General features: G+C 43.7%; 18 protein-coding genes. 14 read left to right on the forward strand and 4 right to left on the reverse strand.

Features of this window, described 5'->3' with window-relative positions; all coding sequences use genetic code 11:
- Positions 1-33: 33 nt before the first annotated feature.
- The 3 genes from ACXACN_RS16220 (at position 34) to uvsE (ending at position 2,949) form a co-directional block, all read left to right on the forward strand.
- Positions 34-870, forward strand: coding sequence for an SAM hydrolase/SAM-dependent halogenase family protein (locus ACXACN_RS16220; protein ID WP_474965800.1), 837 nt, complete (start codon positions 34-36; stop codon positions 868-870).
- 115 nt (positions 871-985) lie between these two features.
- A complete protein-coding gene (locus ACXACN_RS16225) occupies positions 986-1,810 on the forward strand; it encodes an aldo/keto reductase (protein WP_474965802.1) in 825 nt (274 codons plus the stop codon).
- Positions 1,811-1,992: 182 nt separating this feature from the next.
- On the forward strand, positions 1,993-2,949 hold the full coding sequence (gene uvsE / locus ACXACN_RS16230) for a UV DNA damage repair endonuclease UvsE (protein WP_474965803.1): 957 nt from the start codon (positions 1,993-1,995) through the stop codon (positions 2,947-2,949).
- Between the two features lie 123 nt (positions 2,950-3,072).
- Here uvsE and ACXACN_RS16235 read toward each other — a convergent pair whose 3' ends face one another.
- A complete protein-coding gene (locus ACXACN_RS16235; RefSeq protein ID WP_474965805.1) occupies positions 3,073-3,654 on the reverse strand; it encodes a CDP-alcohol phosphatidyltransferase family protein in 582 nt (193 codons plus the stop codon).
- Positions 3,655-3,859: 205 nt separating this feature from the next.
- On the opposite strand from ACXACN_RS16235, the gene ACXACN_RS16240 reads away from it, so the two are divergent.
- The 3 genes from ACXACN_RS16240 (at position 3,860) to ACXACN_RS16250 (ending at position 5,372) form a co-directional block, all read left to right on the forward strand.
- A complete protein-coding gene (locus ACXACN_RS16240) occupies positions 3,860-4,297 on the forward strand; it encodes an OsmC family protein (RefSeq protein WP_474965806.1) in 438 nt (145 codons plus the stop codon).
- 130 nt (positions 4,298-4,427) lie between these two features.
- Entirely contained in the window at positions 4,428-5,009 is a 582-nt protein-coding gene (locus ACXACN_RS16245) for a cell wall hydrolase (protein ID WP_474965808.1), read from the forward strand.
- Positions 5,010-5,114: 105 nt separating this feature from the next.
- Positions 5,115-5,372 (forward strand): hypothetical protein, encoded by a 258-nt coding sequence (locus ACXACN_RS16250; RefSeq protein ID WP_474965809.1) that lies wholly within the window; start codon positions 5,115-5,117, stop codon positions 5,370-5,372.
- Positions 5,373-5,407: 35 nt separating this feature from the next.
- Here ACXACN_RS16250 and ACXACN_RS16255 read toward each other — a convergent pair whose 3' ends face one another.
- A complete protein-coding gene (locus ACXACN_RS16255) occupies positions 5,408-6,823 on the reverse strand; it encodes an alanine/glycine:cation symporter family protein (protein WP_474965811.1) in 1,416 nt (471 codons plus the stop codon).
- Positions 6,824-6,966: 143 nt separating this feature from the next.
- On the opposite strand from ACXACN_RS16255, the gene ACXACN_RS16260 reads away from it, so the two are divergent.
- Positions 6,967-7,563: a flavin reductase family protein gene (locus tag ACXACN_RS16260; protein ID WP_474965812.1), complete on the forward strand. Its 597-nt coding sequence runs from the start codon at positions 6,967-6,969 to the stop codon at positions 7,561-7,563.
- Positions 7,564-7,650: 87 nt separating this feature from the next.
- Here the strand turns inward: ACXACN_RS16260 and ACXACN_RS16265 are convergent, their stop codons facing one another.
- Positions 7,651-8,451, reverse strand: coding sequence for a DUF2935 domain-containing protein (locus ACXACN_RS16265; protein ID WP_474965814.1), 801 nt, complete (start codon positions 8,449-8,451; stop codon positions 7,651-7,653).
- Positions 8,452-8,660: 209 nt separating this feature from the next.
- Between ACXACN_RS16265 and ACXACN_RS16270 the strand changes: the two genes are divergently transcribed.
- From ACXACN_RS16270 to ACXACN_RS16300, 7 genes are all read left to right on the forward strand, one after another.
- Positions 8,661-9,038 (forward strand): GntR family transcriptional regulator, encoded by a 378-nt coding sequence (locus ACXACN_RS16270; RefSeq protein ID WP_474965815.1) that lies wholly within the window; start codon positions 8,661-8,663, stop codon positions 9,036-9,038.
- Positions 9,031-9,930, forward strand: a complete 900-nt coding sequence (locus ACXACN_RS16275; RefSeq protein ID WP_474965817.1) for an ABC transporter ATP-binding protein — start codon at positions 9,031-9,033, stop codon at positions 9,928-9,930. The genes ACXACN_RS16270 and ACXACN_RS16275 overlap by 8 nt, the downstream gene beginning before the upstream one ends.
- Entirely contained in the window at positions 9,905-11,902 is a 1,998-nt protein-coding gene (locus ACXACN_RS16280; RefSeq protein WP_474965818.1) for a DUF6449 domain-containing protein, read from the forward strand. Before ACXACN_RS16275 ends, ACXACN_RS16280 begins: the two co-directional genes overlap by 26 nt.
- 18 nt (positions 11,903-11,920) lie before the next feature.
- A complete protein-coding gene (locus ACXACN_RS16285; protein ID WP_474965819.1) occupies positions 11,921-12,445 on the forward strand; it encodes an RNA polymerase sigma factor in 525 nt (174 codons plus the stop codon).
- 95 nt (positions 12,446-12,540) lie between these two features.
- A complete protein-coding gene (locus ACXACN_RS16290; RefSeq protein ID WP_474965821.1) occupies positions 12,541-12,921 on the forward strand; it encodes a hypothetical protein in 381 nt (126 codons plus the stop codon).
- Positions 12,922-12,948: 27 nt separating this feature from the next.
- Positions 12,949-13,698 (forward strand): sulfite exporter TauE/SafE family protein, encoded by a 750-nt coding sequence (locus tag ACXACN_RS16295; protein ID WP_474965822.1) that lies wholly within the window; start codon positions 12,949-12,951, stop codon positions 13,696-13,698.
- A gap of 146 nt (positions 13,699-13,844) precedes the next feature.
- Entirely contained in the window at positions 13,845-14,234 is a 390-nt protein-coding gene (locus tag ACXACN_RS16300) for a VOC family protein (protein WP_474965823.1), read from the forward strand.
- A gap of 72 nt (positions 14,235-14,306) precedes the next feature.
- Here ACXACN_RS16300 and ACXACN_RS16305 read toward each other — a convergent pair whose 3' ends face one another.
- Positions 14,307-14,780, reverse strand: a complete 474-nt coding sequence (locus ACXACN_RS16305) for a PCYCGC motif-containing (lipo)protein (protein WP_474965825.1) — start codon at positions 14,778-14,780, stop codon at positions 14,307-14,309.
- Positions 14,781-14,841: the final 61 nt, after the last annotated feature.

Below are 14,841 nucleotides of genomic sequence, written 5' to 3' on the forward strand. Positions count from 1 at the left end.
TTCATTATTTAATGAAAAAAAGGTGGGGGTACGATGACAAGAGCATTAGTTTTGCAATCAGATTTCGGAATCAGCGATGGAGCTGTAAGTGCCATGCATGGGGTGGCCCATTCGGTCGATCATGAATTGTCGATCTTCGATTTGACACATGACATCCCCCCTTTCAATATCTGGGAAGGATCCTACCGTCTATGGCAGACGATGGCTTACTGGACAGAAGGGACAGTATTCGTATCTGTCGTTGATCCTGGAGTAGGTTCGACTCGCAAAAGTATCGGGGTAAAGACAGGTTCCGGTCACTATGTGATCACCCCTGACAACGGAACATTGACCCACATTGCACGAACGGAAGGAATTGTGGAAGTGCGGGAGATTGATGAAAAAGTGAACCGCCTGCCTCGTTCCGGAGAATCCTACACGTTTCATGGACGCGATGTTTATGCTTATACAGGGGCGCGTTTAGCTGCCGGGGTTATCACTTTTGAAGAAGTCGGCCCTGCGCTTGATACAAACTCGGTTGAACGGATTTCTGTGAAAGATCCTACTGTTAACGAATCTACCGTCTCAGGCATCATTGATATTCTCGATATCCGTTTCGGTAACCTCTGGACGAACATACCGCGAGACCTTTTCAAGGAAATGGGCATCGATTATGGAGATACGCTGAATGTATCCATTTTGCATAACGGAGATGAAGTCTATTATAATTCTATGACCTTCGGGCGCTCGTTCGCAGATACTCATAAAGGTGAACCGCTCGTTTATGTGAACAGTCTCGATAACTTAGCTGTTGCGATTAACCAGGGATCTTTCGCAAGGGCCTACAACATTCGGACAGGGTCGAATTGGACCATTCACTTTGAAAAGTAACTCCTCGTTGAAGCGGGGAGTTTTTTTCTCGTCCATGAGCAAAATAAAAGCTTGTGGGGACCTGCTATGCTACACTTACCGATGTAAAACTCTCATTGGAAAAGGAGAATGATCAATGAAAACAGTTACGCTACATAGCACCATCGAAATGCCTCAACTAGGCTTTGGTGTTTGGCAAGTCGAGGAAGAAGACGCAGTACCAGCCGTTAAAAAAGCGATTGAAACAGGCTACCGCTCCATTGATACGGCTGCCATTTATGGAAACGAAAAACAGGTCGGCGAAGCGATCCGCCAGAGTGGTGTAGCTCGTGACGAATTGTTCATTACGACAAAGGTCTGGAACACAGACCAAGGATACGAAAATACATTGAAGGCTTTTGAAACGAGTCTTGATAAACTAGGGTTAGACTATGTGGACCTTTATTTGATTCACTGGCCGACACCAGAATTTGATGAATACGTAGAAACATATAAAGCGCTTGAACAGCTGAAAAAAGACGGAAAAGTCAAAGCCATCGGCGTATGTAACTTTGATATCGACCACTTGCAGCGTCTGCTTGATGAGTGTGAAGTGAAGCCGGCTGTCAACCAGGTCGAGTGTCACCCGTTCTTGGCACAAAACGAGCTGAAAGACTTCTGCCGCGACAATGGCATTCTGCTTGAAGCGTGGAGTCCTTTGATGCAAGGTGGAGAAGTATTGAAAAACGATACCATCCAGTCCATTGCTGAAAAACACGGCAAAACACCTGCGCAAGTGATCATCCGCTGGCATTTGCAAAACGACACCGTCGTCATTCCGAAATCTGTCACTCCACACCGCATCGAAGAAAACTTCGACGTGTTTGATTTTGCTCTGACAGCTGAGGACATGGCTGCTATCAACAAACTGGACCGCGGGGAGCGCAAAGGTCCGAAACCATCTGAAATGAACGTACGATAATAGATAGAAAAAGACTGCCTTTAATGGCAGTCTTTTTTTATGGATGAATGACAGAGTCGCCCCAAAGACCATGAGCAATGCCCTGAAGAACACTCAGACAATCACAAACCCACCCCCATGTTATTCCCGTCAGATATGGGGAACATAATGGTATCCATTTTTTTCGGTAAAGGAGCTTTTGTATGATCATTCGGTTCGGTTACGTGTCGCATGCGCTGGATTTATGGGAAGCGACTCCGGCAAAAACGATGACGTTTGCACGATATAAGAAATTAGGGCATGAGGAAGCTCTGGAGCAGCTTCACAAAATTGCAGAAATGAACTTGCAGCGTACACGCCGCATCATCCATTACAACATCGCGAGGGAAATCCATTTGTATCGTTTTTCTTCGTCGTTGATTCCGCTCGCGACTCATGATGAGGTAGAGTGGGATTACATCACCCCATTTCGCCATCTTTTTGAAGAGATTGGTGAATTAGTGCGGGCACACCAAATGAGGACGAGTTTTCATCCAAACCAGTTCACACTTTTTACAAGTGACCGTCCCCATGTAACAGACAATGCAGTTCAAGATATGGAATACCACTATGCGATGCTTGAAGCGATGGGGCTTCATAATGAATCTCATATCAATTTGCATGTGGGAGGAGCGTATGGAGATAAAAAAGCAGCGGTTGCTCGCTTTCATGAAAATATAAAGAAATTGCCGGACCCCATTAAGAAACAGATGACGCTTGAAAATGATGATAAAACCTATACGACAACGGAAACTCTTGATGTGTGTGAAAAAGAGGAGATCCCGATGATGTTCGATTATCATCATTACATGGCCAATCACACGGAAGATGAACCATTGTCTGAAATCCTGCCACGCTTCTATAAAACGTGGGACAGACTAGGCCTGCCACCAAAGATTCATATCTCATCGCCAAAGTCGGAAAAAGCATTCAGAAGTCATGCGGACTTTGTGGATGCGGATTTTATTCGTCCTCTTTTGAAAGAATTGAAAGCTCTCAACACCCCCGTAGACTTCATGATTGAAGCAAAAGAAAAAGATCGTGCCCTTTCAAAGCTTGTCGAAGATTTTTCAAATATTCGTGGTGTGAAAAGAGTAGGAGAGGCGACTCTGGACGTTTAACTTCGCGTCCTCTTTTTTGGATGAAGGACAAGGTTTGTAGGGAGCGAAAAGAAAACAAAATGAGTAGCTGTCACATAAAAAAGAAAAACCCACCTTGGCTTAACGTCTAAGCCGGGGTGGGTTTTAGTTTAATATCCGTTTTGCTTCCATGAACCGTTGGATCCCCGTAAACAATTCGACAGCAAAGAATAACAGCGTGGACCAGAGTAGAAAGGAAGGAAATAAGAGCATGATACTGAAGAGAACGAAGCCTTCTGTTCGCTCCGCAAGTCCAGCCTGATAGTAAAAGGATTTGATTCCTGCCTTCTCAGACACGGCTCCTACAACTAAAAAGATGGTCATGGAAAGGATAATGGAAACGCTAAGAAGGAGAAGCGGCCATAGTACCTCTGGATGTACGAATGCAATGGCGACGATCATCCCGATTTCGACGACTCGATCGAAAGTGATATCCATCACGGTTCCGAAGGGGGAGGTTTTTGTATTTCTTGCCATTGTCCCATCCACGGCATCTAAAAATCCGGAAAGCCACAAAAACACCACTGCTAAGATGGGAAAGCCCAAAACATAGAGTACGCTTGTGGAAAGGCCGACGAACAAAGCGAGCACTGTAATCTCGTTGGCTGTCCGGCCTTTTTTTAAAAAGTATGAAGCTGTCCGTTCAATGGATGGTTGGACGAACCTCCTTGCGTGCGTATCAAGCATAAAAAACACCTACTTTAGCTAATAATAACAACGTTTCATTAACAATTTACCCTAAATGATCTCCCTTTAGACGATAGCACACGTTTGGGGGATATAGAAGAACTCTGCTTTTTATGTAAGACAGATTACAATACGGGGTCAATAAGGTTTGAATGATACGAACAGGGTGAAAAGTGCCTGTATAACGAACAAGGAGGAATCAGACATGTCAGAACATAAAGTATCCATTTCGAGTAAGTCCCAAGGGATGAAATCGGAAATTGAGGCTGGCAAGCATTCATTGACGATTGATGAACCGAAGCAAATGGGCGGGACAGACGAAGGTGCAGACCCACTTGCAGCCATGTTAGGTTCCCTTGCAGGCTGTGAAACGGTAATTGCGAATATGGTGGCAAAAGAAATGAAGTTTGATCTTCAAAGCATCTCCTTTGATATTAACGGAACGCTGGATATGCGCGGGTTGATGGGTACGGCTGATGTGAAGCCTTACTTTGATACGGTAAACATTAGAGCGGATGTAGAAACTTCGGAATCCCAAGAACGTATCGATGAACTCCAGGAAACCGTTGATCAGCGCTGTCCTGTTTTCACAACGTTGAAAGCAGCAGGGATCACCTTGAATGTAGATTGGAAAAAAGCATAAGAAGTGGCTCCTTGGGGCCTTTTCTTATGCTTAAATAATTTCCATGGAAACGATGGAAAGAATTAATAATGAAACCGTTCTACCTCCTGTGTTACCTTATTAGAGAACCTGACGAGGAGGTAGATTCTTAATGTTTAAAAAGTTCTTTTTTACAGGAATTGCAGCCGTTAGTTTACTTGCTTTCTCCTTTCCTGTCGAGAGTTTTGCCAATGCCGATACTCATACCGTCCAGAAGGGCGATTCTATCTATAAAATTGCTATGAAACATGGCGTTTCTACGCAACAAGTACAAGCCATGAACAATAAAAAGGATGCACAAATTTACCCTGGAGAGCAGCTTCAACTTCCTGTTGCTCTTAGCGAATCTGAAAAAGATCTACTAGCTCGACTAGTAGAAGCAGAGGCGAAGGGTGAAAGCTACGCGGGTAAAGTTGCAGTTGCTACAGTTGTTTTGAATCGTGTAGAAAGTGACCTTTTCCCAGACTCCTTATATGGCGTAATTTATGATGGCATTCAGTTTTCTCCCGTTTTGAATGGTACGATCAATCAGCCGGCAAGCGCTGAGTCAAAACGTGCGGTCAATGAGGCCATTGCTTATCAGGGGTATGACCGTGAGTCTCTTTTTTTCTACAACCCAGATAAAGCTCAAAGTGATTATTTGAGCAGCAAAGAAGTAACCACAGTTATCGGTGACCACGTTTTCCTTAGATAAACCTTTTAAACAAGCACCTCTCAGGTGCTTGTTTTTTTGTAACTTTTTTTACACTGGGACGTACGAATGTAGGAGTGTGGCTATATAAGAAAAGGGGAGAGAGCGATGAGCAATCAAATGATTTATGGCATGGAAATGAATATTCATCAACGGGATGAACATACGATTCAACTCTATGTGCTGAATGTGAAAGAAGGAAAAAAGCCCCATCATGTAACGACCATTGAGCATTCTTCTAAGCACCCAGAGCGGACAAAGGCGAATGGAACTCCCTATGCGCGTGTTCATGACAATTTATTCAACGTACTTAAAGAGCAATTGATCAAAGAGGGGAAATGGGAAAAAGATAAAGGAGATTCCTAAACGGGAATCTCCTTTTATAATCGGATTGGCATAACTTAACTCGCATCCTCTTCCTCATGAAACAATTGGACTTGCCTTTTCTTCGTGCGCTTTTTGAACACGCGATTAACATAGTCATCTGTCAACGCAGCGATTTCCTTATGCAGGAACAATAAAGGAATGATGTTTGTCAGAAGAACGAAAGCTAAAATCAAGTCGAGGAACTGCCAGACGAATTGCAGTCCTCCAATGGCTCCTACGAATACAGCGGCAATGTAGACGATCCGCATTATTTTGGCCGCGCGTAAGCTGAACAGATATTCTGCTTGTTTTTCCCCATAAAAGACGAGAACGCCAATCGTCGTAATGACGAAAAAGAGTAAAAAAACCGTGATGAAGCTGCCACCGAACGCATCACCAAATTCAGTACCGATGGCAACGTTGATCATATTCGATGCGTCGCTTCCACCGACTTCCTGCCATGCTCCGGTGACGAGGACCGTTAAACCGGAGACAGTACAAATGACGATCGTATCAACGAAAACGCTGAAGATTCCCCATAATGCTTGGCGGGAAGGGTGATCTGTTTTAGCTGCCGCGTGGGCAATTGAAGCTGTACCAAGACCTGCTTCATTAGAATAGAGGCCACGTGCAATCCCCCATCTTAACGCCTGGGCAACGGCAGCACCGGCAAAACCACCAGTGGCAGAAATCGGTGTAAACGCGTGTGTGAAAATCAATCCAAATACATAAGGGATTTGATCGATGTTGGCAAAAATAACATACAAACAAACACCGAGATAAATAAGCACCATGCCGGGGACCATCTTATCTGTGACCTTGGCAATACGCTTGATTCCACCGAAAACGACGATGGCGATGGCGGCACACATAATGAGACCTGTCATTTCAACCGGCCACCCGAATGCCCCTTCCGTCTGAGTGGCGATGGAGTTTGATTGCACCATTGTACTTGGGATTAATTCAATCATTAAGAAAAAGGCGAAGGCGGTAGAGACCCATTTCCATCCCAGGGCCTTTTTTATGTAGTATTGCGGTCCGCCGACCCAAATGTTTTTCTCATTCTTTTCCCTGTATTTCATGCCTAATAAGATTTCACTGTACTTTGTGGCCATTCCAATCAAAGCAACAACCCACATCCAGAATAGAGCACCCGGACCACCTAAAGAAATAGCGACAGGGACCCCAACGATATTCGTTGCCCCTGCGGTCGAGGCTAATGCTGAAGTGAAAGCTTGGAAGGGGGTTATGGTTCCTTTCTTTTTCGTTTTCTTGAAAATTTGTCCAATGGTTTGGTGTAGAACGTGTCCAAAAAAGCGGAATTGAAAAAACTTGATTCGAATGGTGAGGAAGATCCCACCCACAATTAAAATGATCGACAATGGATACGTCCATAAAAAGTCGGAAACAGTGGTGATCCCTTCTTTAATACTATTCCATAAATCTCCCAATGAAAGTTCCCCTTTCGACAGACTGTGTAAGATACCCATATATTCCCTTTACATAAAATGTTAAACCCATCACGGATGGAATGAGAGGTGTGAGTCTCGAGGGGAGAAGGTGTACACTAGATGAAAGCTAGAGGAGGGATCCGATGAGGATTAGTAAAGAGAATTTTCAAGACCATTCCATGAGCAAGTTAATCAAAGGGGCTGTCGTGCCGCGTCCGATTGCCTGGGTATCAACCTTAAGCCAGGACGGCACACGTAATTTGGCTCCATTCAGTTTTTTTACCGTGGCATCCATGAGTCCGATTACGCTTTGTTTTTCGGTAGGAGGTGCGAAAAAGGAAAAAGACACGTTAAGAAACATTAAAGAAACGGAGCAGTTTATTATCAATGTCGTTTCTGAACCCTTGGCTAATCAGATGCATGAAAGCAGCAAAACATATGGTCCTGATGTCGATGAGTTCGAAGAGGCGGGGACTGAAGTAGAAAGTGGAGATTTCGTTCACGTACCAAGAGTGAAAAATTCCCCGGTTCACATGGAATGCGAGCTCGATCGAATCATCCAAATCGGTGAAGGACACCTGGTGTTAGGAAAGTTGGTTGGATACCACATCAAGGATGACGTTTACGAAGAAACAGACAAAGTAAATCCACACAAACTGAAACCTGTCGGACGAATGGCCGGAGATTACAGCTACATCCGTGAATTCTTCCCGCTGCCAAACAACGACCTTCCCAAATAAAAAAAGCCGCAGGCACCCATTCAGGTCCTGCGGCTTTTTACCATTTACTGGCGTACCAGGTCATACAGTATTTGGTAATTTGGTGATTCACTCCACCCTTGGTTTGGTGGGGCTGCATGTGGGATACTCCCCATTCGTGGTTTCTGCTAATTTGTATAGGTAGTAACATTCTTCTCTAGCCATATGATCAGCCATGAGTGTGGAAAAAGTTCCGAGAACGACTTCGTTCATTTCCATTTCTTCTAATTCTTTTAAAAACGTACGGAAGATCTTCATCTCCAGTTCCACTTCGTTGTTAAACCGTTTCAGGGCTGGGAAGGAGTGCTGGTTTGTTCTTAAATATCCTTTCATCTCGACGGCTTTTATGTAGAACTGATCAAAATGCTCCCGGAACGTTTCGCTTTTTTCTTTCAATCTTTTTTCTACAGCATCCGTTTCCGAATAGATGGCCCCTGCATGCCCCGAGGCATCCATCAGCCACAACATGTGGTGGTGGAGTTCATGAAATAACGGAGGGACCTCCCCTTTACCTAAAAATCCAAGCACAAGCAAATATTCTTCTACTTCATTGACCATATGGTTGAGAAAGGTCGGACTCAAATGAATCTTTACTTTTCCAAAAAGGGAATGTTCGATCAGGTTCAGTTTGAACTTATGAAATTTGCGTGCTTTTTCACCAACGTTCTTTGAAAAAGCGATCATATCCTCAACTTGACCTTCGCGCACTTGTCTTAAAAGGTCATCCCATTGGGTAACGTATGTCCGTGCTTTCTTTACCCATTCTTCTTCGGACGCGTACAAAGAATCCCGGATAAACCGCGCATGATCTCCAAGAATCTGCAACCAGAACAAATGCTCAAAACTCGCTTGTTCTGTATAGGTTTTCATCTCCATCACCCTTTTTTTGTTGGTCATCCTTTCCATAGTATTCATTTCATACTCGCTTCATGAACAGTCAGGTTTCCTGCATCAGGCTTAAGATGGTTTGGAAAAAATGTGAAAAGGGGCTTCTCAAATGGAATATTCTCCTATATACTACTGTATTATAAGTAATAATACAGTTAATACAGATGAAATACACCGATGGAGGTGGCTGGATGTTTGAGTTGGACGTCAGGAGCCGGAAGCCGATTTACGAGCAGCTCGTTGAAAAGCTGAAGCAACTGATCATCAATGACGTTTTAAAACAAGATGAAAAATTACCTTCCGTGAGGGAACTTGCCCAACAGTTGACGATCAACCCGAATACGATTCAAAAAGCATATCGGGAGTTGGAATCGCAAGGGTACATCTACTCGTTGAAGGGGAAGGGAAGCTTCGTGCATCCTTCTGGAAAAGTGGACAATAAAGAGGAGTTGAAAAAAGTGAGAGAAGAGTTGAAAAAACTGTTTGCGGAAGCGATTTATTTAGGAATGACATCAGAAGAGATCGCAGCTCTTCTCGCTGAAGTTGAAGGGGGTCAGCAGGATGATTGAGGTCAAGGAAGTGAACAAATCGTTCGATCGCACGAAAATATTGAACGGTGTTTCTTTCCGCGTAAATAAAGGTTCCATCTATGGTCTGCTCGGATCCAATGGGGCAGGGAAAACGACATTGATGAGAATCCTTTCGGGTATTCTCAAACAAAACAACGGCCAGGTTCATATTTTGGAAGGGGACGTGTTTGAGAATGAAGCCGTTAAACAAAAGTTGGTTTTTATTCCTGACAGTCTTTACTTCCTGCCTCAGTACACGACCAGGCAAATGGCAGATTACCACCGGTCCATGTACGACAATTGGAATGAAGAGCGATATGAGAAGTTAAAGGACGTCTTTCAGCTGGATGAAAAGAAGAAAATCAGTCAGTTCTCCAAAGGAATGCAGAGGCAGGTCGCTTTTTGGTTGTCGATGTCAGCCATGCCGGATGTTTTAATCCTCGATGAACCATTTGATGGTCTAGATGCTGTTATGAGGCAAAAAGTGCGGAATTTAATTATCCAGGATGTGGCCGAACGGGAAATGACGGTCTTGATATCTTCCCACAATCTGAGGGAGGTCGAAGATATCTGTGATCACGTTGGAATCCTACATAAAGGAGAAATTCTCCTAGAACGTGATTTGGACGATTTGAAAGCCGATGTTCATAAAATCCAGGTCGCTTTCAATGAGGATTCATTCCAGCCGTCCTCAACGAATTTGGATATTCTTCACAAAGAAAGACGAGGCAGCGTCTGGTTGCTGATTGTCCGTGGAAGTGAATCTGACATTTCAGATGAGATACACAAGCACCGCCCACTCGTTTACGACAGGCTTCCACTTACTCTGGAAGAGATCTTTATCTATGAAATGGGAGGTGTAGGGTATGCGTTCGAAAACATCCTCGTTTAACAAAGAAATCATCAAGCAGGATTTCCGGAATGTCGGATGGATCAGTATCGTTTACTTTTTAGGGTTGTTCTTCATCGTACCTATGCAATTGTTTATGGAATTGAGTAGAGAAGAACCAACGATGATTACCGATGATGCCGGTTTATTTGGTCACGTGTTCGCTTTTGAGCTTCAACTTCTGTTTCTTCTCGTCATGCCACTCTTGATGGCGGTATTCTTGTTCCGTTATCTACATGTAAAAGGAGCAGCAAATTTTGCTCATAGCTTTCCGATGAGAAGAGAGAAAATGTTCAACCATCATATTCTCTCAGGCATAATACTCTTGTTTTTGCCAATTCTACTAAACTATTTGATTCTTCTTATTGCAAGTGGACTAACAGATGTGACTGAATTCTACACTATCCAAAACGCCAGCTACTGGCTTTGGATATTTTTGACCATGTCGTTTCTAATTTTCATGGCAGGGGTTTTTGTTGGAACACTTACGGGTTTGTCAGCGGTGCAGGGGGTCCTTACTTATATCCTCTTGTTCTTACCTGCAGGTTTGTATGGGTTGGTCGCGTTTCATCTTAGTACTTACATCAAAGGGTATTCAATTGACATGATTCTGGAGAGCTCCTTTCAATATTTCTCACCACTCGCGGACCTTTTACAATACGGAGGTTATGGACCTGAACAAGCGATGGTTCCTGTTGAAATGCTAGCCTTGTTGATTTATGGCTGCTTGGCTGTTGCATTTTATGGGTTGTCCTTGTGGCTATACAGAAAGCGTTCAATTGAATCTGCGGGTCGCGCACTGGCTGTAAGCGTCTTGAACCCTGTTTTCACGTTAGGTGTAACGTTCTGTTTCGCCCTTTTCGGTGGCATGTACTTTATGGGCTCGCAACATTCGTACAGTTGGATGGTTACAGGTTATGTAATCGGGGGAATCTTCGGGTTTGCTGCAGCTACCATGTTGCTGGAAAAGACTTGGAGAGTATTTAATTGGAAGCATTTTAAACGGTGGGTCGGGTATGGTTTAACTGCGGGTATCCTTATCACCGTGATTCCGCTTCTTTGGAAGAATTACGAGTCCTATGTTCCGGAGAAGAGTGAAGTTGAAAAAATCTTCATTAGCAGTGGGTACGGGAATTATCGAGAACTTGTCAATCAAGATTTGGAAATTCCATATATTACGTCGGAAGATGCCATCCAGTCTTCCTTGGAGCTTCATGAAAAACTTATTGAGGTCAGCAATCCGTTAAGTCGTGGGGAAGACGGTTTCTTTTTCGTTTATCAAATGGAGGATGGAAGTGAGGTTTACCGTCAATATCGAGTAGATGAAGAAGCCGTAAAAGCAGAGAAAAAGTCTGTGTATGAAACGGAAGAATACAAAAATATTCAATATCCAGTCTTAGGCCTTGACTCTTCGGACATCGGTCAGTTGATGATTCATCCAAATGCAGGGCGGGGCGGGGGAGAGCTTTATGACCCTGAAACCATCTCAGTCTTTATGGAAGCATTGAAGCAGGATATCAGTCAATTATCCTATGAACAGATGGTCGCACCCCGAGGTCTGTCTTCAGGCGTATCGTTTACTGTGGACGGTATGAGGGAGAATCCTTATCATGTTCAACTCTACCCGACGTTTGAAAAAACGATGGAATGGATGAAGCAGGAAGAGTTGTATGAACAAATAATGATTCAAGCAGAAGACATTGAGCGTACTGAAGTTTACAAGTGGCCCGAGGAACGTGAATTTGCTCACGACTACGTCCATTACGCGTTTGATCAGTTGAAAGAAGAAGATGTGGAACCACTGGAAGTTAGTAATAACGACAAAATTAATCGGTTGCTGCAAGGACGGGAAAATCAAGAATCAGGGGACTATATCGTTGCTTTCTATTTTGATGAACGCAACTCAAACCATTATGATCTCTTAAGTTTCAGCGAAGGAGAAGCACCGGATTTTGTAAAGGAACACTTCGAATAAAGGGAGAGATTGAGGAAGATGGACTTTTGTGAGATGTATCAGCAGTATTACCATCGTGTCTATTATGCAGCCTTAAAAGTGACGAAAAACCCTTGTTCGGCAGAAGATATTCTTCAGGAAACATTTATTAAAGCATACGACAAGCTTGATGAGATCCGTGACGAAGGGAAGGTGGGGGCGTGGCTCTCCACCATCGCCCATCGTAAATCGATTGATCTTTTGCGCAAAGAAAAGAAGACGGTCCTTTTGTCTATGGAGGAGGTGCCGGTGTCTCAAGGGGTTTACGACCACACGGCATCTGATGTTGAACATATTTGTGAATGTCGTCATCTGGAAGAAGATGTCAAAAAACGGATCAGCACGTTGTCTCCTAAACTTCGCGCAGTGTTTCAACTGAGTTATGATCAACAATTGCAGGAAAAGGAAATTGCACAAACGCTACATATTACCCAAGCAGCTGTTAAATCACGCCTTCACCGGGCAAGACAAGCGATGAAGGGGAAATTAGGAGAAGCGGTGCATCATCAATCTTCTACAGCATAATTCAAGCAGAACCTCAAATCGGAGGTTCTGCTTTTTTTGAGGAAGGATGTTATATTTTTTTGTATGAAGAAATAATGAAAAGGAGGTGAAGGGTTATGAAAAAAACGTATGTCGTATTCTGGATTCTTTTATCTTGTATTTTCGCGGGGTGTACCAGTAATCAAGATTCTCTGCCTTTACCTGAGCGAGAAGGAGACATTCACTTTCAGGCGTTTGTTGAGGAGGTTCCTGTAGAAGGGGAGGCGGATCCAGAATATGAACGAATGTATGATCTTGTAGCAAAAATGCAGGTCAATGAAGCGATCGACCTTACACAGGTGGATATTCAAGTGAAGAAAGAAGCGTCCATCCAAGCCCATGGAGAAGAGATTACGCGTTTTCCGACTTACATTATTTTAGATCGAGAAGGAATTGTTTTAAAGACGACGAATTTGGATGATGTTGCAGGTTATATTGATCGTGCAGGTGCACGATAATCTATAGAAAAGGAAAGGGGAGAGTTCGTGACCATTCTATCTTTTCTCGCTATTTTAGCGGTAGGGGTGGGGGCAGGCTTTATTAACGTTATCGCTGGCGGGGGTTCTTTGTTGACGTTGCCGATCCTTATTTTCTTCGGGCTACCTTCAGCAGTAGCGAATGGTACAAACCGGATTGCCTTGATGGCACAGAACCTTGTGGCTATCGTCTCTTACCGCAAGGACGGTTATTTTGATGGCAAGTTCAGTCTCCTATTAGCCATTCCGGCCCTCATCGGTTCCATCGTTGGCGCCGGGATCGCGGTGAATATCCCTGATGACGTATTCAACCGGATATTATCAATCGTGATGATTGTCGTTTTAGTGATTATGATATGGAAACCTCACAAAAATCTGTCTGGTGCAAGCAGTCCGGACTCTCTGGTGAAGAGAATCGATTTGGCTCTGATCTTCTTTTGTATAGGAATCTATGGAGGGTTTATTCAAGCTGGGGTAGGTTTTGTCATCATCGCGGCCCTGACGTTAGTAACAGGAATGTCCTTGGTGAAGATTAACAGCATTAAAGTTTTTGTCGTTGCCGTTTACACGTTATCGGCTTTGGTTGTTTTTATCGTTAATGACCAAATCCACTGGGGATACGGAATTACCCTTGCCATCGGTACAAGTATCGGGGCTTTTCTAGGGAGTAAATTCGCTGTGAAGCATGGGGACAAATGGATCCAAAGATTCCTGATCGTCGCTGTTGTTGCCATGGCAATCAAACTATTTTTTACATAAGAATGGCCCATCTTCATTTAGGAGTTGTTGAAGATTTGAGTTTGAAACCATCTAAGAAGTACTATCTCCATGATCTCTTTTAAAGGGAGAAGGATATTCACTCCAAACAGCGAATAGTTAAGTATCACTATGAGGGAGTGGGATGTGTGATTAGTAAAGTAGGTCAAATTATGTTGTATGTCCATAACCAGGACGAAGCCGTGAAATTTTGGACCGAGCAATTAGGTTTCCTTGTCATTTCTGAAGAAAATAACGGTCAAGGGATGAAATGGATTGAGATTGCTCCTAAGGAGGGGGTTGAAACAACCATAATCCTTCACGATAAAGCGTTCGTTGCTGAAATGTCTCCAGAACTAAACCTTGATCCACCTTCTTTGATGTTTTTCTCTGAACAATTCGATCAACTTCATCGTGACTTGTTAAATAAAAAAATGACGGTGGGCGAAATTGTCCATCTCCCGTCAGGCAGGGTATTTAACTTTGCGGATAATGAAGACAATTATTTTGCTGTCATGGAAACAAGGGAGGAAAAATGATCATCCTAGGATTGCTTGCCGTACAGTCACTGTAAACTAAAAAAAGACCAGAAGCTCTGGTCTTTTTTTAGTTTATATGGATGGTGTTGGAGTCGGTTCTGCGTATCCGTTCTCGTACTTAGAGTCGATCTTTTCACGAATTTCTTTAATAGATTTCCCGTCCTGGTAGTCTAGGATTGACTGGGCAGCAATCTCCATACAAACGCCGCACTTTGTGCCGTGGTCATCCCAGACAATGCTGCCATCTTCTTTAGTTTCGTGGACGAAGCAGTCATAGTTGTCCCGGTGACCGACGCTCTCCCCGCATCCGCAGTAGCAAGGGATGTTCTCTAGCAAATCTTTATTCTGGGCAGCAGCCATGTAGATGTCGTGCACTTCCTCTGGTTTATTGTCCATGAATGATGGAAGTGTCGTCACAGATGCTGTCTCTTCTCTAATGTCCCCGTGAGCGTGTTCGGTATGGGCTTCCTCTTCGGATTCTGACGAGCACCCGGTTAGGAAGGTACTGATCAAAAGCGTAAGGATAAGCACGAATGATTTTTTCATAAAAAGGCACCCTCTTCATGTTGATAGTTTCATCATAAAGAGGGTGGCTTGTAGTTTCAAT

This window comes from Halobacillus sp. AWM4_238 (genome assembly GCF_056158265.1).